This window comes from Enemella evansiae (genome assembly GCF_002250705.1).
In the GTDB taxonomy this organism is placed as follows: domain Bacteria; phylum Actinomycetota; class Actinomycetes; order Propionibacteriales; family Propionibacteriaceae; genus Enemella; species Enemella evansiae.
The window spans coordinates 51,992-73,595 of the sequence record NZ_NMVP01000034.1; the positions used below are offsets into that span (position 1 = coordinate 51,992).

The window sequence follows — 21,604 nt, forward strand, 5'->3', positions numbered from 1 at the left end:
CATCCCTCACTCCCGGTGGCGTCGCGCGGTCAGGCTAACCGGTGCCGGGGCCAGCGACTCAGGTCGCTTCGGAGTCGGCGAGCACGCTGGGGCGAACCGTGGGCAGCGGCAGCAGCACCTGGCCGGTGGGGCCGATCTGGATCTCGGTGTCCATCTGCGGACAGACCCCGCAGTCGAAGCACGGTGTCCACCGGCAGTCGTCGACCTCGACCTCATCGAGCGCGTCCTGCCAGTCCTCCCAGAGCCAGTCGCGGTCCAGGCCGGAGTCGAGGTGGTCCCAGGGCAGCACCTCGTCGTAGTCGCGTTCGCGGGTGGTGTACCAGTCGACATCGATCCCGTACGCCGCCAGCTCGGCCTCGGCGCAGGCCATCCAGCGGTCGTAGGAGAAGTGCTCGGACCAGCCGTCGAAGCGGCCGCCGTCGCGCCAGACCGCCTCGATGACCTTGCCGACGCGCCGGTCACCGCGGGACAGCAGGCCCTCGACGATGCCCGGTTTTCCATCGTGGTAACGGAATCCGATCGCCTTGGCGAACTGCTTGTCGGAGCGGATGGCGTCCTTCAGCTTGGCCAACCGGGCGTCGGTGGTCTCGGTGTCGAGCTGCGCCGCCCACTGGAACGGGGTGTGCGGCTTGGGCACGAAGCCGCCGATCGACACGGTGCAACGGATATCGCGGGTGCCGGCCTCCTTGCGGCCCGTCTCGATCACCCGCTTGGCCAGGTCGGCGATCGCCAACACGTCCTCATCGGTCTCGGTCGGCAGACCGCACATGAAATAGAGCTTCACCTGCCGCCAGCCGTTGGCGTACGCCGTCGCGACCGTGCGGATCAGATCGTCCTCGTCCACGGTCTTGTTGATCACCCGGCGCATCCGCTCCGAGCCGCCCTCGGGGGCGAAGGTGAGCCCGGAGCGGCGGCCGTTGCGGGTGAGTTCGTTGGCCAGGGTGATGTTGAACGCGTCCACCCGGGTGGAGGGCAGCGAGAGCGAGACATTGCTGCCCTCGTAGCGATCCGCGAGCTGTTTGGCGACCTCGGAGATCTCGGTATGGTCGGCGCTGGACAGCGACAACAGGCCGACCTCCTCCAGCCCGGTGGCCTTCAACCCGTCCTCGACCATCGAGCCGATCGTGGTGATGTTGCGTTCGCGGACCGGGCGGGTGATCATCCCGGCCTGGCAGAAGCGGCAACCGCGCGTACACCCCCGGAAGATCTCCACCGAATAGCGCTCGTGCACGGTCTCGGCGAGCGGTACCAGCGGCTTCTTCGGATACGGCCAGGCGTCCAGATCCATCACGGTGTGCTTGGCGATCCGGAACGGTACGCCGGAGCGATTCGGCGCGACCTGCTGGATCCGGCCGTCGTCGAGATGGCTGACGTCGTAGAACTTCGGCACATAGACCCCACCGGAGGCGGCGAGGCGGAGCAGCAGCCCGTCGCGACCATCCGGGCGCCCCTCGGCCTTCCACTCGCGGATCACCTCGGAGATCTTCAGCGAGATCTCCTCACCGTCGCCGAGCACGGCGGCGTCGATGAAGTCGGCGATCGGTTCGGGGTTGAAGGCGGCGTGCCCGCCGGCGAGCACGATCGGGTCGTGCTCGCGCCGATCCGCGGCATGGATCGGCAGCTGCGCCAGATCGAGGGCGTTCAGCAGGTTGGTGTAGCCGAGTTCGGTGGCGAAGGAGACCCCGAGCACGTCGAAGGCGCCGACCGGGCGGTGCGAGTCGAGGGTGAACTGCGGCAGGCCGTTGGCCCGCATCACCTGCTCCATGTCCGGCCAGACCGAATAGGTCCGTTCGGCGAGGATCCAGTCGCGTTCGTTGAGCACCTCGTAGAGGATCGCCACGCCCTGGTTGGGCTGGCCGACCTCGTAGGCGTCCGGATACATCAGGCACCAACGGACCTCGGCGGCGTCCCAGTCCTTGACGACACTGTTGTGCTCGCCGCCGACATACTGGATCGGCTTGCTCACCTGGGCGAGCAGCGGTTCCAGCCGATCGAAGATCGACTCGGGCGAGGGTGCGGTCATCGGGTCGGGACTCATAAGGCACCCAAGCTTACGGGCCCGCCCCGTTCCGGAACAGCGAGCGGTGGCGGGAGGCCCGCGGCGTTCACGCAATGGACACCTGAACGCCCTACCGTGCCGCCATGACCGGAGCCGCCGACGCCTTTGCGATCGAGTACACCCAGTTGCCCGACATCCTGGACTGCACCACCGACGACTCGAAGCCGATCCTGTTCACCAAGACCGCCATCGAGGGCAGCGATGCCGACCTGCTGGCCTGCAACCGCGGCATCGTGAACCGGGTGATCGACTACGTCGACCGGCCCGAGGAGATCTCGCAGGACGCGCTCCGCTCGATGTATGTGGATCTGTACGCCCGGGCGGTGGCCGAGCTGGGCTGGTCGGCGTACCGGGACCGGGTGCCGCGCGAGGTGCAGGTGCTCGCCCTGCAGGGCCTGGCGTTGATGGACGCCCCCGAGCACCTGGAGCTGGCGAAGCGCGCGGTCGCCGGCGAGCTCGACGATGCGGAGTTCGCCCGGTTGTTCACCCGGGCCGAGGCGACGCAGCCGCTGGCGCACGCGAACGCCGAGTTCCTGCGCGGACTGTCGACCAAGCAGATCATCTCCGAGCGCAACTTCGATGTGGCGTTCTCGCTGGCGCTGGGCCGCGAGCGCGGGTCGGGTACCGGGTTGTTGAAGTGGACCGGGGACCTCGCCGACCTACCCGGTTGAGCGCACCCGCCTGGGATCGGCCGGATAGTCGGTGGTGGGCGGCAGGGCTATGCCACCGAGTTGGCCGCGGACCTCCTCTCCCTCGCCTTCGACGGCCTCGGTCTGCGCCGGGTCACAGCCGGCGCGATCGTCGTGTCCTCAGAGCGGGCGGAATGCCACGTACAGGACGTCTGGATCCTCGTCCATCCAGAAGCGCACGACGTGTTCACCGGGCTTCTCGGGCACGAACACCTCCTGCCATCCCGTCCCGTCGAGGGCCGAGGCGCCCAGTGGATCGAACAGTTCGAGAACACCCGCATCCCGCTCGGCAGCCGCCCAATACGAGTCAGAGTCGAAATCCTCGACGAGGATGGTGACCTCACCGGAGTCTTCGGGCAGCTGCACGCGAGCCCAGGCCACCGAGTCGTCACCGGGTTCATTGCTGGCAAGTGCGGCCCACTCGACGAACCACGGCTTTCTCGGCAACTCGGCGAGGTTCGGCGTCCCTCTGGGGTACTCGGCACGAAATACGAGTTGGTGGTACTGGTAGTAGACCTGAACGGGCATGTCATCCTCTCGTTCCGGTGACCGAGTCCCAGATGATCGGACCCCATTGGAAGTTCTGGGTGCAGGTGCGCGAGCCGGGGCCGTTCGTACACGACTCACCCGATGTCGGATAACCGAATCGTCCCGATTCCCAGCGGTTGGCAGCGTAGTAGTCCAGGATCCGGCCCCATACGGGCCAGCTACCGGTGCCCGGTGACCAATAGATCATTCCGCCCTGGAATCGCTGGGCGCAGCCGCCGTCTTTGAGCCCGCAGAACTCTTCTCCGGTGGGGTAGCCCAGTGTGGAGTTCTCCCACGAGACCTGGCCATAGGCGTCCAGGATCGCGCCCCAGACCGGTTGGGCCCCCGTGGCCGGCGACCAGTACAACAGTCCACCCTGGAAACGCTGCGCGCAGCCGCCGTCTTTGAGCCCGCAGAACTCATCGGAGGTGGGATAACCGAGCTTGCCGCGCTCATATCCCAGTTCCCTGTACCGCTCGCCGATCGCACCGTACACCGGGTGCGCCCCGGATGCGGGTGACCAGTAGATCAAACCTCCTTTGAACCGCTGGCCGCATCCGCCGCCCTGTAGGCCGCAGAACTCGCCAGCCAATGGAAAGGCAAGCCGGGATCGAAGACCGCCGAAGCTGTCGTACTTGGAACGGATGGCCCCATAGATGGGTGGCCCACCGTAGAAGCGGACGACGAACGGTTCTTTATCCACAACGCGCTCGCCGACGTAGAGGTAGGCATTTAACCAAGATCCGCCGAGCTGGTTCTGCGCGGAATTGATCAGGCATCGGCTGAATCCGGAACTACCGGTCCGAACCGAGTCGGTGAGGCCGCACCACGGGAACGATCGTGCTGGACCCGGATTCTCCGCGGCACCCTGATAAGAGCTCCTGAAGGGGTATTCATCGCAGTCAAGCCCATCCCGGGGGATGCTTCGCGGACACGCCGCGTTACCATTTGCCTTTACACGAGCGGGATCCGTGAGACGGGTCAGCACTTCCGGAATGCCCGACTGCCGTGCGGCTTCCACTTGGGCGGCGTATTCGGGGAAATCGTCACGGTTGAACGAATACGTCGCGGTGTTCCCCCAGATGACGCAACCGGGAAGTGCGCCGGGGACTGCGTTGTCACAGCGAACCTTGCCATCGTTCATCTCCAGGCCGGAGGTATTTTGCCCTCGAACCCATTCAGGACGCGTGGGGATAAGTTTGACCCAAGGAGAGTAGAAGGAGATGTCACCGGGCGGCGCGGTGTGAGAAACTGTCCAGTAACCCCGCCAGACATTGGTCGCGACACTGCCGGCGTTTCCGACGCCAAGCGTGTCGATGAGCTGACTGTTCCTGTCACCTGCAGACAGTTCGACGTTCATCGGGGTGCTTTCAGGCGATGACGCCCTGACCAGCTCCACTTCCAACTCGATGTCATACTGGACATAGTTTCCGTACACTCGGTGCAGAGCCATCTTCCGAGCGAGGAGATCGAAGTCGCCGATCTTCACCGGCGGAGTCCCTGACGACCACCGGTAGACATCGAAGCGTTGAGAAAAGCTCCCAAACGCGTCCCGTCGCGCGACAACCACCATGGGGCCATTCACACAACCGGGAACCGGTTCCGCGCGCGGAACCGCTGAACCCTCAGACGATCGTACCTGTCGACGGGGTGGCAGTGCTCGACGGGGACTGGGCCCGCTTGCAGATCTCGGAGTTCGATGTGACAAGTTTCCGGTTCGTCGATCGGGTCGTGAGTGGTTCCGGTTCAGGCGAACCACTTTCATGGTTGCCGATCTCGGCGCCGGTGGGAATGCGCGGCGCTTGGGCGTCGCTGGGCGTCACCGGTTGAGTCGGCGCAGCAAGAGCCGACCCTGCATTCAGAAATGGGATTGCGAGTGACAGGGTGAGAATAGCAACAGCAATGACGCGCGACATCCGGGGCCTTACTTTTGGATCACGTTGGGGAGGGGGTTCGCGCTCACGACGTTAGAGGTTCCTCATATCCGAGTCAAGGGCCAGTTTCGCACCTCGAGATCTCGTAAACCGGTCACACAGTCGCAGACTTGCCCGGGATTTCCGCATGAGCAGAGACAAACTGATTCCGCGTTGGCCGATCAGAGGGGGCGGGATGCTGCGACGAACACTGCGGGGATTGAAGCAGCTCGAGCTGACGGCGCTGGGCATCGCGGTCGGGCTGGCGGCGGTCTGGTTGGTGCTGTGGGGTGTCGGCATCGTCCCAAGTCCGTCGAAGCTGATCGAGTTCGTGCAGAGCCAGCTCACCGGGGAGACGGCGAAGAAGACGCTTAGAGCGTTGGCCGGGGGAGGTGCTGATGGATGAACTTCTCGGTGGCTGTTTTCGCTGACAACATCGCCTCCCGACGGGTGCTCGACAAGATCGGGCGCGCCTCGAACAGTATGGCGTCCAGGACTCGTGGCACGCCGAACGCGGCTGGATCGACGGTTGCAGCTTTGCACTGCCTGCGCACGGAATGCAGGCAGCACGGACGCGCGACTGAGCGCCCGAAGGAGTTATTCTGGTGGACATGTCTCACACTCCGCACCGGAAGGATCTTCCGGCACTCACATGACCGGGCGGCGGCTGCACTATCGCAGCTCCGCAGAGATCAGGGGCAGCCGTCGACGGCGCCCGCACTCCTGTTGGGACCATCTGATCGCCGCACCCCTGTGGCCGAAGTACGGGGTGAATCTGGGCACCCTGCTCCGCACCTGTGACGCGGTCGGCGCCTGCCTCGCGGTCCCCCGACGCCCCTGGATCGCCGAGGCCCTGGCCCAGGGCAACACCCTCACCCACGGGGGATGCGTGCACTGGGTCGGCGCCGACGAGGTCGGCTGGCTGGACCAGCAACGCGCCGCGGGCAGCCGGGTGATCGGCGTCGAGCTGACCGACGAGTCGATCATGCTCGGCGATCTGCCAGCGGCCCGGCGCCGGACCGTGATGGTGCTCGGCCACGAACGCACCGGCATCCCACCGGCGGCCCTGGAGCTGCTCGACGACGCGGTGGAGATCCCGATGGTCGGTACGGGGTTGAGCCTGAACGTCACCGTCGCCGGATCGCTGGTGCTCTATCGGCTCGCCGGACTGACCTGACCCGACCACCCGAACCTACCGAGCGATCGAACAGCTGATGTGCACTCTCCATCACCAGGATCGACGACTGGATGCGGTCCGCGGACCGTCGTCGAAATCGAGGGTGCACATCAGTTGTTCAGTGCACGTCGATCATCTTCTTGGAGATCCACTTCGAGAGCACCGCCACCACGATGCCGACGGCGATCGAGGCGCCGCCGATGAGCAGGAAGTACGGCCGCTCGTTGGTCGGGTCGTAGTAGCCGCCCAGCGCACCGGCCCCGGCCGAACCGACGGCGATGGACAGGAAGAACAGCGCGATCATCTGGGTGTGGAAGGCCTTCGGCGCCAGCTTGGTCGCCAATGACTGGCCCACCGGGGAGAGGCACAGCTCGGCCACGGTGAACAGGAACAGGATCAGCACGATCGCGTACAGCGGCGTGCTGTTCGCGCCCCCGCCCGACCAGGGCAGGAAGGCCAGGAACGCGATCCCCATCATCACGGTGCCCATCGCGAACTTCAGCGGGCTGGACGGCTGCCGGGTCCCGAGCCGGGTCCAGATCGCGGCGAACACCCCGGCGAAGATGATCACGAACAGCGGGTTGATCGAGTTCACCAGCGAGGGCGGCAGCGTGAAGCCGAACACCTCGCGGTTCAGCCGCTGGTCGGCGTAGATCGCGACCACCCCGAACTGCTGCTGGAACAGCGACCAGAACACCGCGCTGGCGATGAACATCGGGATGAACGCCACCACCCGGCTGCGTTCGGTCTCGGTGATCCTGCTGCTGGTCAGGATCACCCCGAACAGCGCCACGGCGGCCAGCAGCGTGGCGGCGACGACGATCCCGGACAACCGCTCGGCGCGCAGCACCCCGGTGCCGGCGAGCACCGCGAGCAGCGCGGCACCGGCGAGTACGCCGATCAGCAGATAACCGCGGTGCTTCTTCGGCAGCGGGTTCGGGGCCGGCTTGCCGACATCGCTGATCGTGTGGCGGCGCATCAGCGCGTACTGGATCAGCCCGATCGCCATCCCGACCGCGGCCAGCCCGAAGCCCCAGTGGAAGCCGCGCCAGCCCCACAGCGCGCTGGTCAGCAGCGGACCGACCAGGGCGCCGAGGTTCACGCCCATGTAGTAGATCGAGAACGCCGCGTCGCGGGTCGGGTCGTTGTGGGCGTACATGTCGCCCAGCACCGAACTGGTGGTGGTCTTGAGCGTGCCCGAGCCGAGCGCGATCAGCACCAGGCCCACCCCGAGCCCGAGCAGGCCGGGCAGCACCGCGAGCGAGATGTGGCCGCACATGATCACGATGGAGGCGATCAGCACGGCCCGCTCTGCGCCGATCAGCCGGTCCGCGACCCAGGCGCCGATGATGGCGGAGAGATAGACGGTGCCGCCGTAGGCGCCGACGATCGAGGTGGCGGCCGCCTCGGGCAGACCGAGCCCGCCCTGCTGCACCGAGTAGTAGATGTAGAAGGCCAGGATGGCCTGCATGCCGTAGAAGCTGAAGCGCTCCCACATCTCCACCCCGGCCAGGTTGGCCAGCCCCCAGGGATGCCCGAAGAACCCCCGTTTCGATGCGGGAACCACGCTGTCGAGCGATTCCTCGTCGGTCGGTTGGTCGGTGCCCCGCGAGGGATGTAGGTCAGACATATCGATCTCTGTCTACTCCCCATCCCGTATCTCGGACAAGTCGGCGCCCGGCGTCAGCTCGTCGGCGGCGGGTACGCCGGCGGGTTCGGACCGGACGCCGGGGGCGGGCCGGACGCCGGGGGCGGGAGCATCGAGGGCAGCCCGGCGATCTGTTCCCGGCCCGGTGCCGTCGCGATCGGTAGGCCCCGGCGGGCCCGCCAGCTGTTCAGGATCAGCAGCACGATGATCCCGGCCAGCACCGGCAGCAGCATCTCCGGCCCGCCGGCGACATTGCCCATCTGCATCGGCCGATCGATCTCACCGGTCAATACCGCGGCATAGAAGGAGATCAGGTTGTTCACCGAGTGCATGGCGATCGCGGCCTCCAGCCCACCGGTCCGCCAGACCAGCAGGCAGGCGACCATCCCGAAGCCGAAGTAGAACGCGTTCGCCCAGATGTCGCTGGAACCGTGCAGAGAGGCGAACAGCCCCGAGGAGACGACCGCCCCGGCCACCAGGCCGACCCGGCGATTGCGGAAGAAGGAGGCGACCGACCGGTTCACCAGCCCGCGGAAGCCGTATTCCTCACCGGCACACTGCAGCGGTGTGGTCAACGTGATCACCACCAGATAGATCACCCATTGCCGCGACGGCCCACCTGTCTGTGCGCCCCCGGCGACCGCGTCACCGCCGAGCGCCAGCCCCTGCACCACGATGGTGCCGAGCCACAGCGGGATCACCGGGACCAGGCTGAGCAGCAGCCAGCGCCAACGGAACCGGCCCTGGACCGAATGCAGCCAGCGCGGCCGCTGGCGGAAGAACCAGACCTGGCAGGCGATCGCGATCGGGATCAGCGCCGCCAACGACAGGTTCGTCCCGAGCAGCACCCACGGGGTCATCAGGATCCGGCCGGCGGACAGCTCCGCCAGGTCCACCCGGCCCTGTGCCAGGTCGAGGATCAGCGGGATGCTGCCCAGCAGGGTGGCGACGAACCAGAGCCCGGCGCCGACCAGCAGCGCGACGATCGGCCGCCAGAAGGCGAACGCCGGGGTGCGATAGAACTGGTGGTACTCCGACTCCTCGACCGGCAGCGTGACCGGTTGCGGCGGCGGCTGGAACACCGGGTACGCCGGCTGAGCGGTCATCGCGCGCCTGCTCCCTCCCCGGACTCAGGCGGTCGGCTGCGGGTCCAGCCCCGGGAACCAGATGGCCATCTCGCGGGCGGCCGATTCGGCCGAATCGGAGCCGTGCACCAGGTTCTCCCGGTTGGACAGGGCCAGGTCACCGCGGATCGAACCGGCCTCGGCCTTCCGACCGTCGGTCCTGCCGTTCAGCAGCCGGACCACCTCGATCGCGCTGTCCCCCTCGAGCACCAGCGCGACCAGCGGCCCGGAGGTGATGAAGGCGCGCAGCGGCGGATAGAAATCCTTCTCGACGTGTTCGGCGTAGTGCTCGTCGGCCAGGTCGCCGTCGGCGGTGCGCTGCTCCAGCGCGACCAGGCTCAGCCCCTTGCGCTCGTAACGGGACAGGATCTCTCCGACCAGACCGCGGCGTACGCCATCGGGCTTGATCAGGACCAGGGTGCGCTCGTTGCTCATGGCGCACAGACTAGGGGGTTTGCGCCCGCTGTCCCGCATCGAGCCGGCGCCCCAGGACGAAGCAGACGACCCACAGCACCGCGAACATCGCACCCATCGCGAGCATGCCGACCGTCAACACGCCGAGTCCGAGGGCGGCGAGCTGGGCCAGCCAGCCCAGCGGGTAGCCGATGGCGGGTCGGCGCAGCAGCGCGGCGGCCAGGATGGCGAGCAGGGCGGCTCCCCCGCCGGCGATTCCGGCGGTCGCGCCCGGTACCTCGCTGACCATGATCATCACCGGGATCGCCAGGCCGATGGTGATCACCTCGAAGATCAGGATCGTCATCATCACCCGGCCCATCGGGTTCCCCTTGGCCAGCATCAGTCGGTGTCCCCCTCGTCCGGATCGGTGTCCGCGCCGAGTTCGTCCAGGGTGCCGCCGTGGTCGTCGGCGTCCCAGTCGACCTCCTCCCGCTCGGTCGCACCGGCGTCGCTGACCAGCAGTGCGCGGGCCTCGCCGGCGGCGATCACCGAACCGGTGACGAGCACGCCCGGGTTGCCCGAGTCCCCGCTCATCCGTTCCGGCACATCGGCCAGCGTGGTCGCCCACTCCAGCGCGTCGTCCAGCCGGGGCCGGACGTGCACCCGGTCGGCACCGAAGATGCCGGTGGCGATCTCGGCCAGTTCCTCGGCCGGCAACCCGCGCTCGGTCGAGGAGACCTGGCTGCAGACCACCGCCGCCATCAACGGCTCCCAGATCCGCAGGATCTGCTCGGCCTCCTTGTCCCGCATCATCGCCACCACGCCGACCAGCGGCTGGAAGGCGTACGCCTCGGCCATCGTCTCCGCGCTGGCCCGGGCGGCGTGTGGGTTGTGCGCACCGTCGAGCACGATCGGCGGGGACTGGCGCACGGTCTCCAGCCGGCCCGGCGCGGTGACCGCCTCGAAGCCCTCCCGGACCACCTCCGGGTCCATCGCGGTGAAGCCGAAGAACGCCTCGGCGGCGGCCAGCGCCACCCCGGCGTTGCGGGCCATGTGCACCCCGTGCAGCGGCAGGAAGATGTCATCGACCGGGCCACCGGCCCCGTTCAACCGGATCAGTTGGCCGTCGACGGCGAGCCGGCGGTCCAGCAACCCGAAGTCGATGCCCTCGCGGTGCGGCAGCGCCCCCACCTCGGCACAGCGGGCCAGCAGCACGTCGGCGGCCTCCCGGGACTGGCCGGCCAGGATCGCCTGCGCGCCGGGCTTGATGATGCCGGCCTTCTCGGCGGCGATCTCGGCGATCGTCTCACCGAGCAGGTGGGTGTGGTCCAGGTCGATGGGCATGATCACCCCCACCTGCGCGTCGGCGATGTTGGTGGCGTCCCAGGTGCCGCCCATCCCGGTCTCGATGATCGCCACATCGACCGGGGCGTCGGCGAAGGCGGCGTACGCCATCGCGGTGATCACCTCGAAGAAGGTCATCTTCACCCCGTCCAGGGCCTGCTCGTCGACGAGCGCCACATAGGGCTTGATGTCGGCCCACACCTCGGCGAAGCGTTCGGCGCTGATCGGCCGGCCGTCGAGGGCGATCCGCTCGGTGATGTCGACCAGGTGCGGGGAGGAGAATCGGCCGGTCCGCAGGCCGGCGGCCCGCAGCAGCGACTCGATCATGATCGCGGTCGAACCCTTGCCGTTGGTGCCGGCGACCTGGATCACCGGGTACGCCCGTTGCGGATCCCCCAGCAGTTCGGTGAGGGCCCGGATCCGCGCCAGGCTGGGCGCGACCCGGTGCTCGGGCCAGCGGGAGGTGAGTTCGCTCACCAGACGCTGATGATCGCTGGGAAGATCGGTAGGCATATTCAAAGACATCCTATGCTGAGGGCATGCACGACGCTGACGGCTCGGCGACCACCCGAGCGACCGCCCACCAGCCGAGCCCCGGGCGTACCGTCACCGGTTGGATCGGGCTGGCTGCCAGGCTGATCCTGGCGGTCGTCTGGATCTGGGCCAGTGTGGCGAAACTACCAAATCTGGAGGCGTCGGTGCTGGCCGTGCGCGGCTACCAGATCCTGCCCTACTCGGTGGCCGTGGTCGTCGGCTATCTGCTGCCGATGATCGAGCTGGTGGTCGGCCTGCTGCTGCTGCTCGGTCTGTTCACCCGCTGGGCCGGTCTGGTCAGCACGCTGCTGATGCTGGCGTTCGTGATCGGGATCTCCCAGGCCTGGGCCCGCGGCCTGTCGATCGACTGCGGCTGTTTCGGCGGCGGCGGGCAGATCGCGCTCGAAGAGGCGCAGAAGAAGTATCCTGTCGACCTGGCTCGGGACGCCGGGCTGATGCTGCTGAGCATCTGGCTCGTCTGGCGTCCGCGGACACCGTTCAGTCTCGATCAGAAACTGTTCGGCGAGGCGGCGTACGCCGATGACCCCGACGACCACCACGATGTCAGCGACGACGAACCCGCAGACGAGCGCACCCAGGAAGAGGAAAAGTCTCGATGAGCAAAGCCAAGGCCGCCAAGCCCGACAGCCGCCGTGCCCAGTTGCGCGCGGCCCAGATCGCGGAGGCGAAGCGCGCCAAGAACAAGCGGATCGCGATCATCGCGGTGAGCGCCATCGTCGCGCTGATCGTGGTGGTCACGTTGGTGCTGGTGGTCCAGCGCTACAACGCCGCCAAAACCGAGACCTATCCCCCGAACGCGACGGCCCAGCGCAACGGCATCGTCGCCAACCCGGGCAAGGGCCAGCAGGGCGCCCCGGTCGTCGAGCTGTACGCCGACTACCAGTGCCCGGCCTGCAAGAGCTTCGAGGACGCCTTCGGCACCCAGCTGAACCAGCTGGCGCAGAGCGGTGACATCCAGCTGCAGTACCACCTGATGACCTTCCTGGACACCAATCTCCGCAACGACGCGTCCTACCGGGCCGCGAACGCCGCCGCCTGCGCCGACCTGACCGGGCGCTACGCGCAGTACCACGACACGATCTACAAGAATCAGCCGGCCCAGGAGGGCACCGGCTACTCCGATGCCCAGCTGACCGGGGCCTTCGCCGAGCAGGCCGGGATCACCGGACCGGCACTGGACACCTTCAAGCAGTGCTACAGCGAGAAGAAGTACTCGGCCTTCGTGAAGAGCGTCGACAACGCCGCCGGTGAGGCCGGGGTGACCGCCACCCCGACGATCAAGGTGAACGGCAAGGTGCTGGACACCAAGAAGCTGACCAACGACCCGAACTCGCTGCGTACCGAGATCATGAAGCTCAAGTAAGGACTCGCCCCTCGTGGACGACACCTCGCCGAAGCCCGACCGCACCGACAACCCCGACAGACCCGACGGGTCGACCGCGCCGCAGGCCGAGCAGGCGTCCGCACCGCAGAACTGGCGGGAGATGCTGCCCTGGGAGGGGAAACCGTCCCGCGGGGACAAGGTGCTGTTGGGTTCGATGCTCGGCATCACCGCCTTCTATCTGGCGATGCTGCCGGTCAAGCCGTTCCTGATCGCCTCGCATCCGATCCTGTTGGAGTTCGTCACCGGTTCGAAGGCCGCGGTCGGGGCGGGTGCGGCGTTCGCCCGGATCGGTGAGGCGCCGTTGTGGCTGGTGATCGTCGCCGGGGTGGTCGGTGCGGCCAAGTTCGACTGGCTGTTCTGGTTCATGGGCGGACGCTGGGGCCATCGGGTGGTCCGGATGTTCGCCCCCAACGACCGGGCCCGGGCGATGCTGGACCGGGCCGAGCAGCTCCCCCGCTGGGTGGGTCCGCTCGCGGTCTTCCTCGGCGTGCTGCCCGGCATCCCGGCGGGGATGGCGTACGCCTTCGCCGGTTGGCAGAAGCTCCGGCTGGGCTGGTTCCTGCTGCTCAACGTGCTCAGCACGCTGCTCATCGTCGGCCTGGTCGCCGGGCTCGGTTTCTGGGCCGGCCAGCGGGCGGTCGATGTGGTGCTGATGGTCGACAAGTACGCCCTGTGGGTCTCGCTGGCGCTGATCGTCGGCGCCGCCTTCTGGAGCTCCTACAAGCAGGCCCGCAAGCAGCAGGCCCGCCAGGCCAGCACCGAGACCGACTGACGCTCATCGAGTAGCACCGCATGCGCAGCGGAGCGGAGCAATGCGGTGCGTGTCGAGATGAGCCAAGCATGTCGTGACACCGCTGCGCGAGCTATTCGCGGAGCGTGGCACCGCTGCGCGGCGGGGCGACCGAGTCGCGGTGCACCAGATAGGTGCCCAGGGTGAGGCCGTCCTCGGGCGTCCTGGCGAAGGCGTCCTGTTCGGCGAGGCCGATGCGCAGAGCCTCGCGGCCCATCTGCTCCAGCGGTACGTGCACGGTGGTCAGCTTCGGCGCCAGGTCGGTCGCGAGCGGGGTGTCGTCGTAGGCGACCACCGACACGTCGGCGGGGATGCGCAGCCCGGCGCTGTGCAGGCTGTCATAGACCCCCGCGGCGATGGTGTCGTTGACCGCGAAGATCGCGGTGACGCCGGTGTCCTCGGCAACCAGGGCCTGCGTCGCGGCATGTCCGGCGACCCGGCCGAATCCCTCGGTGCGGATGATCGACTCGTCGACCTCGATGCCACGGGATTCCAATGCTCGCAGGTATCCCGCCAGTCGCACCGCGATCGTCGGCAGCTCCCGGCGCCCGCCGACGAAGGCGATCCGGCGGTGCCCCTGGGCGATCAGATGCTCGGTGACGGCGAAGGCACCGCCCTCGTTGTCATAGGCCACCGATCGGGCCGGGGACGGGATCGTCAACGGCGGATGGGCACACAGCACCAGCCGGCTGCCCATCGCCTCCAGGGCTTCGGCGCGCTGCACCAGCTGGCGCTGGTAGGGCAGATCGACCTGGGTGCCGCTGACCAGGATGACCGCGTCCACCCGGCGCTCGCGCATCCGATCGATCAGGGTCAGCTCGGCATCGGGGTGCGCATTCGTGGTGGCGATGATGGCCAGCCGGCCGGAGTCCTGGGCCGCCTGTTCCAGGCCGCGCACCATGTAGCCGAAGAACGGGTCCACCAGTTCGGGGACGACGATGCCGATGGTGCGGGTGTCCGAGCCGGCCAGGGCACGCGCGTTCGCATTGGCCGCATAGCCGAGTTTCGCCACCGCCTGCAGCACCCGCTCCCGGGTGGCGATCGCGACCGGATAGTTGCCGTTGAGCACTCGGGAGACGGTCGCCGTCGACACCCCGGCGAGCTCCGCGACATCGCTCACCGTTGCCGACCGTTTCCGACCCGGGCGCGACTCGGCGCCGCGCGCAGCCCTGCCGCGGCGCGAACGATCAGCGGTGGTCGTCATGATCCCCCTGCGGTCCTGCATCAGGCGATGATCCCGAAATCGGTCTGGCGCACCTCATGCGAGAACGTACCATCGGCGACGAATCGGGCGAGTTCGGCCACGGCGAGTTCCCCGAGCCGGGAGATCTCATTGCCCAACGCACCGGCGATGTGCGGTGTCAGGGTGACATTCGGCAGGTGGTAGAGCGGCGAATCGGCCGGCATCGGTTCGGGATGCACGACATCCAGATAGGCGTCCAGCCGGCCGGAGACCAGTTCGGCGGTGAGCGCCGGGGTGTCCACCAGCGCACCGCGCGCGGTGTTCACCAGGATCGTGCCGTCCCGCATCAGCGCCAGCTCGCGGGCACCGATCATTCCGGCGGTCAGCTCGGTGAGCGGTGCATGCAGCGAGACGACCTCACTGCGCCGGCAGAGCTCGGACAGGTCGACCATCGTGGCCCCGAGCGCCCGGCCCTCGTCATCGGTCAGATAGGGATCGCTGAGCAGCACCTCGACATCAAGCACCCGCAGCAGGCGCAGGAACTCCCGTCCCACCCGGGAGGCGCCGACCACCCCGATCGTGACCCGGTGACTGCCGATCGGCGGCATCACGCTGGGATCGCGGACGTCGTGGGTGACCCGCAACTGGTCGATGAATCGGCTGGTGCGCTTGAGCCCGAAGATGGTGCAGGCCAGGGCGAACTCGGCGACCGGCACGGCATTGGCGCTGGCCGAACTGCTCACCCGCAGCCCGTGGTCGAAGACCTTTGGATCGAGGAAGGTACGCACGGTTCCGGCGGCGTGCACGAGGGCCCGCAGGCGCGGGGCGGCGGTGAGGGTGTCCATATTGATCGGCGGGGCGCCCCACCCGGTGAGCAGCACCTCGGTCTCGGCAAGCACCCCGCGCGCATGGTCGGAGCGCAACTCGATCAGCGGCTCGGGGGTGACCACCTCGGCGATCGCCGCGAGCTCGGCGAGCGCGTGCGGTGAGAACGCGGAGGCGTGGGTCTCCTTGTTCATGGCGAACGCCACGCGTGGACGCCGGTCCATATGGGGCCTCCGTATCGACGGTGAGTAAGCGATTACTATCACAGCATCAGGTGAGTCCGCCACCGAATAGCCTCAATTTCCCTTTGTTGAAGCGATCTATTGGACAGGTCGGGTGCAACCCATTGACAGCGCTTTCCCGGCGTACTAGCTTTCGACAGCAATCGCTTACTAGCGATGGCACACCGTCGAGGATGACGCCGGGAGGATTGCGGTGACGACAGCACCTGTCACGAGCAAGACGCGGGCCACCGAGCCCGAGCAGCCACAGGCTGCGCCCGAGTCCCGTCGAGCCCGCCGATCCCGCAACCGGGCCGGGAGGCAGCCGAAACAGTCCTTCGCGGTGCGGCTCCGCCGCGACAGGACGATGCTGCTGCTGGTGCTGCCCGGCTTCCTCTACTTCGTCGTCTTCCACTGGTTGCCGATCCCCGGCAACATCATCGCCTTCGAGGACTACCAGCCCTATCTCGGTTTCGTGGACAGCGTCTGGGTGGGTCTGGACAACTTCACCGCGGCGTTCGCCGACCCGATGTTCTGGGCGGCGCTGCGGAACACGCTGGTGATCACCCTGATGCAGCTGGTGCTGTTCTTCCCGGTGCCGATCGCGCTGGCCCTGATCCTGAACAGCATCATGTCACCGGCGATCCGCCGGTTCGTGCAGAGCGTGGTCTACCTGCCGCACTTCCTCGGCTGGGTGATCGTCATCTCGATCTCCACGCAGATCCTGGGCGCCACCGGTGTGGTGCCCAATCTGCTCGATTCGATGGGACTCCCCCGGTTCAGCCCGATGAACAGCCCGGAGTTCTTCCCGGTGCTGGTCACCCTGCAGCTGATCTGGAAGGACGCCGGCTGGGGCACGATCATGTTCCTCGCCGCGCTCGCCAACATCGACGACGAGCTCTATGAGGCCGCCGCCGTCGACGGTGCGGGGCCCTGGCATCGCACCTGGGCGATCACGATCCCCGGCATCATGCCGATCGTCGTCCTGCTGCTCATCCTCAACCTGGGCACGGCCCTGTCGGTGGGCTTCGAGCAGATCGTGCTGCAGCGCGACAACGTCGGCGCCGAGGCAGGTGAGGTGCTCGACACCTATGTCTACTTCAACGGCATCGTCGACGGTCAGTGGGGCACGGCCGCGGCCGTCGGCCTGGTCAAGGGTGTCGTCGGACTGTTCCTGGTCCTCGGGGCGAACAAGCTGGCGCACAGGTTCGGACAGGATGGGGTGTACTCCCGTGACCGCTGACGTATCGACCACCGGGTCCAGCACGGGCCGGGCCCGCACCCGCTGGGTCGCGCAACGCCCTGTCTGGATGGAGAAACCGAGCATCATCGGCCAGGGCCTGAAGGGCCTGGTCCTGCTGGCGGTCTGCTTCGCGGTCATCTATCCGTTCGTCCTGGTGATCGGCACCAGCCTCTCCACCCAGGAGGAGATCGCGGCGAAGAACGGCTTCGTGCTGTTCCCGAGCCGGCCGACCCTGGCGGCGTACGAGCTGATCTTCGCCGGCGGGATCGTCACCGACGCCCTGGTCCGCAGCCTGGCCATCACCCTGGTCGGCACGGCGGTCTCGGTGACCCTGACCGTGATGATGGCCTACGGCCTGTCCCGACGCGGGCTGCTCGGCGGCGGCTTCTTCCTGATGACGGCGCTGCTCACCATGCTGTTCACCCCCGGCATCATCCCCACTTTCCTTGTGGTGAAGGAACTCGGGCTGTTGAACAGCTATGCCGCACTGATCCTGCCCACCGCGGTCTCCGCCTTCAACCTGGTGATCATGCGCTCGTTCATCATGAACCTCCCGACCGAGCTCACCGAGGCGGCCCGGTTGGACGGCGCCGGCGACCTGCGCATCCTGTGGAATCTGGTACTGCCGCTGTCCAAGGGCGTGATCGCGGTGATCGGCCTGTTCTATGCGGTGGGTTACTGGAACGCCTTCTTCAACGCGATGCTCTATGTGAACAGCGACAAGTGGCCGCTGGCGATGGTGCTGCGCCAGTACGTGCTGCTGGGCTCCTCGCTCGAGAACACCACCGAGATCGGCGCACCCAGCCAGGCGATCCAGATGGCGGTGGTCGTGATCAGCGTCGTCCCGATCCTGTGTGTCTATCCGTTCCTGCAGAAGTACTTCACCAAGGGCGTGCTCACCGGCGCCATCAAGGGCTGAGACCTCCCGGTCACCAGAGAGGAAAACCATGTCATTCACCAACGTCGCCGCCGATCGGCGCACCTTCCTCAAACTCACCGGAATGGGGCTGCTCGCGGTCTCCGGTGCCGGCTCGCTGGCCGGCTGCGGGCAGAAGGAGGCGCTGCAGGCCTCCAACGCGTCTGCGGTCAAACTGCCCACCTACGTGCCGGTCGAGGCGCTGAAACCCGACCTGCCCGGCACCGCCCAGGGCGTACCCGCCGCGTACTTCAACTATCCGAGCCCGCCGACCCGGACCGTGACCACTCCCCCACTCAAGGGCGAGACCTTCTCCGCCATCACCAACATCTTCGGTGCCCCGCCGAATCCGCGGGAGAAGAACCCGACCTGGCAGGCGATCGAGGAACGGTTGGGCGGCAAGCTCGACATCACCGCGGTCTCCTCCGATGACTTCAAGACCAAGGTGAACACCACGATCGCGGGCAATGACATCCCCGACCTGATCCTGGACGACGGCGCCTCCATCCCTGACATCATTGGGTTTCTGGAGGCCAAGTGCCAGGATCTCACCCCCTTCCTGTCCGGGGACGCGATCAAGGAGTACCCGAATCTCGCCGCGATTCCCGAGATCTTCTGGAAGCAGACCGTACGCGCCGGGAAGATCTACACCCTGCCGATCCCCCGCAGCCCCGTGGGTGGTCTCGGTATCTATCGCAGCGACCGATTCGCCGAGGTCGGTATCACCGACACCTCGCAGATCAAGAACGCCGATGAATACCTCGAGGTGATGAAGCAACTCACCAACGCCCAGGCCGGCCGCTGGGCCTTCGGCACCAAGGCGTTCGGCATGTCGACCTTCCTCCAGCTCTTCGGCGCGCCGAACCAGTGGCGGGAATCCGGCGGGAAACTGACCTACTACCTGGAGACCGAGGAATATCTGGAAGCGGTGAGCTTCGTCCGGAAGGCCGCCGCAGCCGGTTACATCGTGCCGGGCAGCGAATCCTGGACGAACTCGCAGCGGAGCAACGCTTTCATCAGCGGCCAGGTGGCGCAGATCTACGACGGCATGCCGGCCTACGTGAACGCCGGTGGCTACGGGACCACCATCAAGGATGCGAAGCCGTTCCTGCCGTTCGCCGCCGGTGGCGGCAAGCCGATCGCGTGGCTGGACAACATCCTGTTCGCCAGCACCATGGTGAAGCGGAACGACGAGCAGAAGATCCGCAGCCTGCTCGGGGTGGCCAACTTCCTCGCCGCCCCGTTCGGCAGCGAGGAGTTCATGCTGCTCAACTACGGCCTCGAGGGCACCGATCACACCCGCGACGACCGGGGCAATCCGGTCGCCAAGGCCTCGGCACTGGCGAACACCTCGGTGCCGTGGAAATTCCTGGTCGCACCCGACCCCGCGCTGTACGTCCCGCAGCAGGAGGCACTGACCAGGAACGCCCATGCGGCGTACTCGACGCTGGTCCCACTCGGTGTGGAGAACCCGACCTCGACCCTGTTCAGCCCGACCAATGCCCGCAAGGGCGGCACCCTGCGTACCGCGGTCTCCGACACGGTCACCGATCACATCACCGGCCGCAAGACCCTCGATGATGTGAAATCCGCGATCCAGACCTGGCGGACCGGTGGCGGTGACCAGATCCGGGCGGAATACGAGCAGGCGCTGGCCGGCTGAGCGATGGGGGCTGGAAACCGAGCAGAGCTGCGGACCCGCGCAGACTGGACCGCCACCGCCGACCGCTGGCTGAGCGCGATCCGGGAGCGCGGTGGAGATGACCCGGCGGGGGTGGTGCTGCCGGGCCGGGTGACCCGTGACGGGGTACGCCGGGAGTCGATGGAGACGATCTGCCGCAGCTTCCTGCTGGCCTCCGCGCGGATCGCCGGCGCGCCGGCCGGTGATCCGCAGGCGGAGGCCCTGATCGGGTTCTATGCCCGGGCCATCGTCGATGGGACCAGCACCGACCATCGGTCGCGGTGGCCGCGCGGGGTGACCTGCCGGCCGCCGCTGACCGGAGTGACGAACTCGATCGTCGAGGCCGCGAATCTCTCCTTCGGGCTCTATATCGCCGGGGACCGGTTCTGGTCGCGCTTCACCACCGAGCAGCAGGCCCAGTTGCTCGATTGGCTGCGGCACCACGCCCGGTTGGACGTCTGGGGCAACAACTGGCAACTGTTCCCGGCGATGGCCGAGGCGTTCATCCGGTACCGCGGTGGGGACGCGTCCGGGTTGCGCAACGAGCGCCGGGTCGCCCGCGTCGAGGGCTGGTATCTCGGCGACGGTTGGTACACCGACGGCCCCGACCACGCCATCGACTACTACAACGCCTGGGCCATCCACCCCTACCTGTGGGCCTGGTACCGGATGACCGGGCGGAGCGACACCCCGGAGGCGCAGCGGCAGCTGGCGCGGCTGGCCGCCTTCGTCGAGAGCTTCGAGTCCTTCGTCGCCGGCGACGGCGCCCTGGTGCACTTCGGCCGCTCGCTCACCTATCGCACCGCCGCGCTGGCCCCGCTGTGGTGCGCGGAGATCTCGGGGGTGAACCCGCTGGGATCCGCGCGCACCCGCGAACTCGCCTCCGCGGCGCTCGGCAACTTCGTCGGTCACGGTGTCGGCGCCGACGGGCAGCTCAGGCTGGGCTGGTATCGGGAGTTCCTGCCTGCCATGCAGGACTACAGCGGTTTCGGCTCGCCCTATCTGGCCGGTATCGGTTTCCTGGGGCTGGCCCTGGATGCCGAGCATCCGGTGTGGGCCGAGGCGGGTGAACCCCTGTGCCCGGAACCGTTCACCCGGGTGCTGGACGGCACCGGGTTGACGCTCAGCTCCGCCGGTGGGGACGCCCCGGTCGTGCTGATCAACCACGGCACCGATCACACCGACCTGCCGGTGCAACCGCACGGCATCCGCGACACCGACGACCCGCACTACGCCTCGTTCGCCTACTCCACCCACACCGCTCCCGAGGTCGGTGCGGGCTGGCTGGCCGCCGCCGATGGGCACGTCTGCCTGTTCGACGAGCAGGGCCGGCCCAGCCGCCGGGTGAGTCTGCGCGGCAGCACCACCCGGGGGCCGCTGAGCGCGTCGGTGCACTACCCGCAGATCGACGGTTCCCTGCTGCCCCAGGCGTGGATCGTGACCGCCTCGGTGGTGCACCTGGGCACCGAGGTCCGGGCCCATCTGGTGACGGCGCCCACCGCGCACGACCGGGTACGCGAGGGTGCGTTCGCGCTGGCCGGCGACCGCCCGCCGCAGCGGGTGGTCGGTGCGGAGGCGGCGTACGCCCAGGTCGACAATGGTCGCTGTCGGGTGGTGCTCACCGGGCTGCACGGCTGGGACGCTGCCGAGGTGGTGGATCACCGCGACACGAACGCGCTCGGCGTGCACTCGGCCATTCCGGTGCTCACCGCCCGCCGGGACCAGCCGGAGACGGTGCACGTCGCGGTGCACCAGTTGCTGGCCCACGACGCGGACCCGCAGGCCGGACTGGCCGCGCTGCGGGTGCAGGTCGAGGGCACCCGGTTGCTGGTGGAGTGGCCGGCCGACGGGGTCCGGGTCGAGGCGGAGCTGCGGACCGTCGTCGACTGGGACCGGCAACCGGGCCAGGTCGGCGGCGTACGCTGACC

Annotated in this window: 20 protein-coding genes; 10 read left to right on the plus strand and 10 right to left on the minus strand. The window is 67.7% G+C overall.

Annotated features, from left to right (window positions below):
- Positions 1–58 precede the first annotated feature (58 nt).
- Positions 59–2,023, minus strand: coding sequence for a TIGR03960 family B12-binding radical SAM protein (locus BI335_RS15720; protein ID WP_094403931.1), 1,965 nt, complete (start codon positions 2,021–2,023; stop codon positions 59–61).
- Positions 2,024–2,142: 119 nt separating this feature from the next.
- Here BI335_RS15720 and BI335_RS15725 point away from each other — a divergent pair, with 119 nt between their 5' ends.
- Positions 2,143–2,730, plus strand: coding sequence for a hypothetical protein (locus tag BI335_RS15725; protein ID WP_094403930.1), 588 nt, complete (start codon positions 2,143–2,145; stop codon positions 2,728–2,730).
- 138 nt (positions 2,731–2,868) lie between these two features.
- Here the strand turns inward: BI335_RS15725 and BI335_RS15730 are convergent, their stop codons facing one another.
- Both BI335_RS15730 and BI335_RS15735 read right to left on the minus strand, forming a co-directional pair.
- Positions 2,869–3,276 (minus strand): hypothetical protein, encoded by a 408-nt coding sequence (locus tag BI335_RS15730; protein WP_094403929.1) that lies wholly within the window; start codon positions 3,274–3,276, stop codon positions 2,869–2,871.
- Position 3,277: 1 nt separating this feature from the next.
- Complete coding sequence (locus tag BI335_RS15735; RefSeq protein WP_172421921.1) at positions 3,278–4,765, minus strand: LGFP repeat-containing protein; 1,488 nt, start codon at positions 4,763–4,765, stop codon at positions 3,278–3,280.
- A 620-nt stretch (positions 4,766–5,385) separates the two neighbouring features.
- Between BI335_RS15735 and BI335_RS15740 the strand changes: the two genes are divergently transcribed.
- Together BI335_RS15740 and BI335_RS15745 are read left to right on the plus strand one after the other, a co-directional pair.
- Positions 5,386–5,595: a hypothetical protein gene (locus BI335_RS15740; protein WP_141212470.1), complete on the plus strand. Its 210-nt coding sequence runs from the start codon at positions 5,386–5,388 to the stop codon at positions 5,593–5,595.
- A gap of 246 nt (positions 5,596–5,841) precedes the next feature.
- A complete protein-coding gene (locus BI335_RS15745) occupies positions 5,842–6,366 on the plus strand; it encodes a TrmH family RNA methyltransferase (RefSeq protein ID WP_094355924.1) in 525 nt (174 codons plus the stop codon).
- Between the two features lie 118 nt (positions 6,367–6,484).
- Here BI335_RS15745 and BI335_RS15750 read toward each other — a convergent pair whose 3' ends face one another.
- From BI335_RS15750 to BI335_RS15770, 5 genes are read right to left on the minus strand one after another with little or no spacing between them, the layout of a single operon-like run.
- On the minus strand, positions 6,485–7,996 hold the full coding sequence (locus BI335_RS15750; protein ID WP_094428826.1) for a peptide MFS transporter: 1,512 nt from the start codon (positions 7,994–7,996) through the stop codon (positions 6,485–6,487).
- 53 nt (positions 7,997–8,049) lie between these two features.
- The gene (locus BI335_RS15755; protein WP_094432048.1) at positions 8,050–9,120 is read right to left on the minus strand and encodes a CPBP family intramembrane glutamic endopeptidase; all 1,071 of its coding nucleotides are present in this window, start codon (positions 9,118–9,120) and stop codon (positions 8,050–8,052) included.
- A 24-nt stretch (positions 9,121–9,144) separates the two neighbouring features.
- Positions 9,145–9,573, minus strand: a complete 429-nt coding sequence (ndk, locus tag BI335_RS15760) for a nucleoside-diphosphate kinase (RefSeq protein WP_094406993.1) — start codon at positions 9,571–9,573, stop codon at positions 9,145–9,147.
- 10 nt (positions 9,574–9,583) lie between these two features.
- On the minus strand, positions 9,584–9,934 hold the full coding sequence (locus BI335_RS15765) for a DUF4233 domain-containing protein (protein WP_208109318.1): 351 nt from the start codon (positions 9,932–9,934) through the stop codon (positions 9,584–9,586).
- Positions 9,934–11,355, minus strand: coding sequence for a bifunctional folylpolyglutamate synthase/dihydrofolate synthase (locus BI335_RS15770; RefSeq protein WP_229119637.1), 1,422 nt, complete (start codon positions 11,353–11,355; stop codon positions 9,934–9,936). Before BI335_RS15770 ends, BI335_RS15765 begins: the two co-directional genes overlap by 1 nt.
- Positions 11,356–11,417: 62 nt before the next feature.
- Here BI335_RS15770 and BI335_RS15775 point away from each other — a divergent pair, with 62 nt between their 5' ends.
- Genes BI335_RS15775 through BI335_RS15785 form a run of 3 tightly spaced genes read left to right on the plus strand, consistent with a single transcriptional unit; the run spans position 11,418 to position 13,589 of the window.
- Positions 11,418–12,032: a MauE/DoxX family redox-associated membrane protein gene (locus BI335_RS15775; protein ID WP_094355919.1), complete on the plus strand. Its 615-nt coding sequence runs from the start codon at positions 11,418–11,420 to the stop codon at positions 12,030–12,032.
- The gene (locus tag BI335_RS15780) at positions 12,029–12,796 is read left to right on the plus strand and encodes a DsbA family protein (RefSeq protein ID WP_094355918.1); all 768 of its coding nucleotides are present in this window, start codon (positions 12,029–12,031) and stop codon (positions 12,794–12,796) included. The genes BI335_RS15775 and BI335_RS15780 overlap by 4 nt, the downstream gene beginning before the upstream one ends.
- A 13-nt stretch (positions 12,797–12,809) precedes the next feature.
- Positions 12,810–13,589, plus strand: coding sequence for a DedA family protein (locus BI335_RS15785; RefSeq protein ID WP_094432052.1), 780 nt, complete (start codon positions 12,810–12,812; stop codon positions 13,587–13,589).
- A gap of 91 nt (positions 13,590–13,680) precedes the next feature.
- Here the strand turns inward: BI335_RS15785 and BI335_RS15790 are convergent, their stop codons facing one another.
- Both BI335_RS15790 and BI335_RS15795 read right to left on the minus strand, forming a co-directional pair.
- Positions 13,681–14,727 carry a LacI family DNA-binding transcriptional regulator gene (locus BI335_RS15790; protein ID WP_229119638.1) on the minus strand — a complete coding sequence of 349 codons (1,047 nt, stop codon included), beginning with the start codon at positions 14,725–14,727 and terminating at the stop codon, positions 13,681–13,683.
- Between the two features lie 104 nt (positions 14,728–14,831).
- Positions 14,832–15,809: a hydroxyacid dehydrogenase gene (locus BI335_RS15795; RefSeq protein ID WP_172421923.1), complete on the minus strand. Its 978-nt coding sequence runs from the start codon at positions 15,807–15,809 to the stop codon at positions 14,832–14,834.
- A 241-nt stretch (positions 15,810–16,050) separates the two neighbouring features.
- On the opposite strand from BI335_RS15795, the gene BI335_RS15800 reads away from it, so the two are divergent.
- From BI335_RS15800 to BI335_RS15815, 4 genes are read left to right on the plus strand one after another with little or no spacing between them, the layout of a single operon-like run.
- Positions 16,051–17,079, plus strand: a complete 1,029-nt coding sequence (locus BI335_RS15800; RefSeq protein WP_229119639.1) for an ABC transporter permease — start codon at positions 16,051–16,053, stop codon at positions 17,077–17,079.
- Positions 17,069–17,998 carry a carbohydrate ABC transporter permease gene (locus BI335_RS15805; protein ID WP_229119640.1) on the plus strand — a complete coding sequence of 310 codons (930 nt, stop codon included), beginning with the start codon at positions 17,069–17,071 and terminating at the stop codon, positions 17,996–17,998. The genes BI335_RS15800 and BI335_RS15805 overlap by 11 nt, the downstream gene beginning before the upstream one ends.
- Positions 17,999–18,026: 28 nt before the next feature.
- The gene (locus tag BI335_RS15810; RefSeq protein ID WP_094406985.1) at positions 18,027–19,658 is read left to right on the plus strand and encodes an extracellular solute-binding protein; all 1,632 of its coding nucleotides are present in this window, start codon (positions 18,027–18,029) and stop codon (positions 19,656–19,658) included.
- 3 nt (positions 19,659–19,661) lie between these two features.
- The gene (locus BI335_RS15815) at positions 19,662–21,602 is read left to right on the plus strand and encodes a DUF2264 domain-containing protein (protein ID WP_094432058.1); all 1,941 of its coding nucleotides are present in this window, start codon (positions 19,662–19,664) and stop codon (positions 21,600–21,602) included.
- The last annotated feature ends 2 nt before the right edge of the window (positions 21,603–21,604 follow it).

What these genes read in the sequence shown, in the direction of transcription:
- BI335_RS15720 (WP_094403931.1), bottom strand. Translation starts at nt 2,023, where the DNA reads ATGACCGCACCCTCGCCCGAGTCGATCTTCGATCGGCTGGAACCGCTG.
- BI335_RS15725 (WP_094403930.1), top strand. Translation starts at nt 2,143, where the DNA reads ATGACCGGAGCCGCCGACGCCTTTGCGATCGAGTACACCCAGTTGCCC.
- BI335_RS15730 (WP_094403929.1), bottom strand. Translation starts at nt 3,276, where the DNA reads ATGCCCGTTCAGGTCTACTACCAGTACCACCAACTCGTATTTCGTGCC.
- BI335_RS15740 (WP_141212470.1), top strand. Translation starts at nt 5,386, where the DNA reads ATGCTGCGACGAACACTGCGGGGATTGAAGCAGCTCGAGCTGACGGCG.
- BI335_RS15745 (WP_094355924.1), top strand. Translation starts at nt 5,842, where the DNA reads ATGACCGGGCGGCGGCTGCACTATCGCAGCTCCGCAGAGATCAGGGGC.
- BI335_RS15750 (WP_094428826.1), bottom strand. Translation starts at nt 7,996, where the DNA reads ATGTCTGACCTACATCCCTCGCGGGGCACCGACCAACCGACCGACGAG.
- BI335_RS15755 (WP_094432048.1), bottom strand. Translation starts at nt 9,120, where the DNA reads ATGACCGCTCAGCCGGCGTACCCGGTGTTCCAGCCGCCGCCGCAACCG.
- ndk (WP_094406993.1), bottom strand. Translation starts at nt 9,573, where the DNA reads ATGAGCAACGAGCGCACCCTGGTCCTGATCAAGCCCGATGGCGTACGC.
- BI335_RS15765 (WP_208109318.1), bottom strand. Translation starts at nt 9,934, where the DNA reads ATGCTGGCCAAGGGGAACCCGATGGGCCGGGTGATGATGACGATCCTG.
- BI335_RS15775 (WP_094355919.1), top strand. Translation starts at nt 11,418, where the DNA reads ATGCACGACGCTGACGGCTCGGCGACCACCCGAGCGACCGCCCACCAG.
- BI335_RS15780 (WP_094355918.1), top strand. Translation starts at nt 12,029, where the DNA reads ATGAGCAAAGCCAAGGCCGCCAAGCCCGACAGCCGCCGTGCCCAGTTG.
- BI335_RS15795 (WP_172421923.1), bottom strand. Translation starts at nt 15,809, where the DNA reads ATGAACAAGGAGACCCACGCCTCCGCGTTCTCACCGCACGCGCTCGCC.
- BI335_RS15810 (WP_094406985.1), top strand. Translation starts at nt 18,027, where the DNA reads ATGTCATTCACCAACGTCGCCGCCGATCGGCGCACCTTCCTCAAACTC.
- BI335_RS15815 (WP_094432058.1), top strand. Translation starts at nt 19,662, where the DNA reads ATGGGGGCTGGAAACCGAGCAGAGCTGCGGACCCGCGCAGACTGGACC.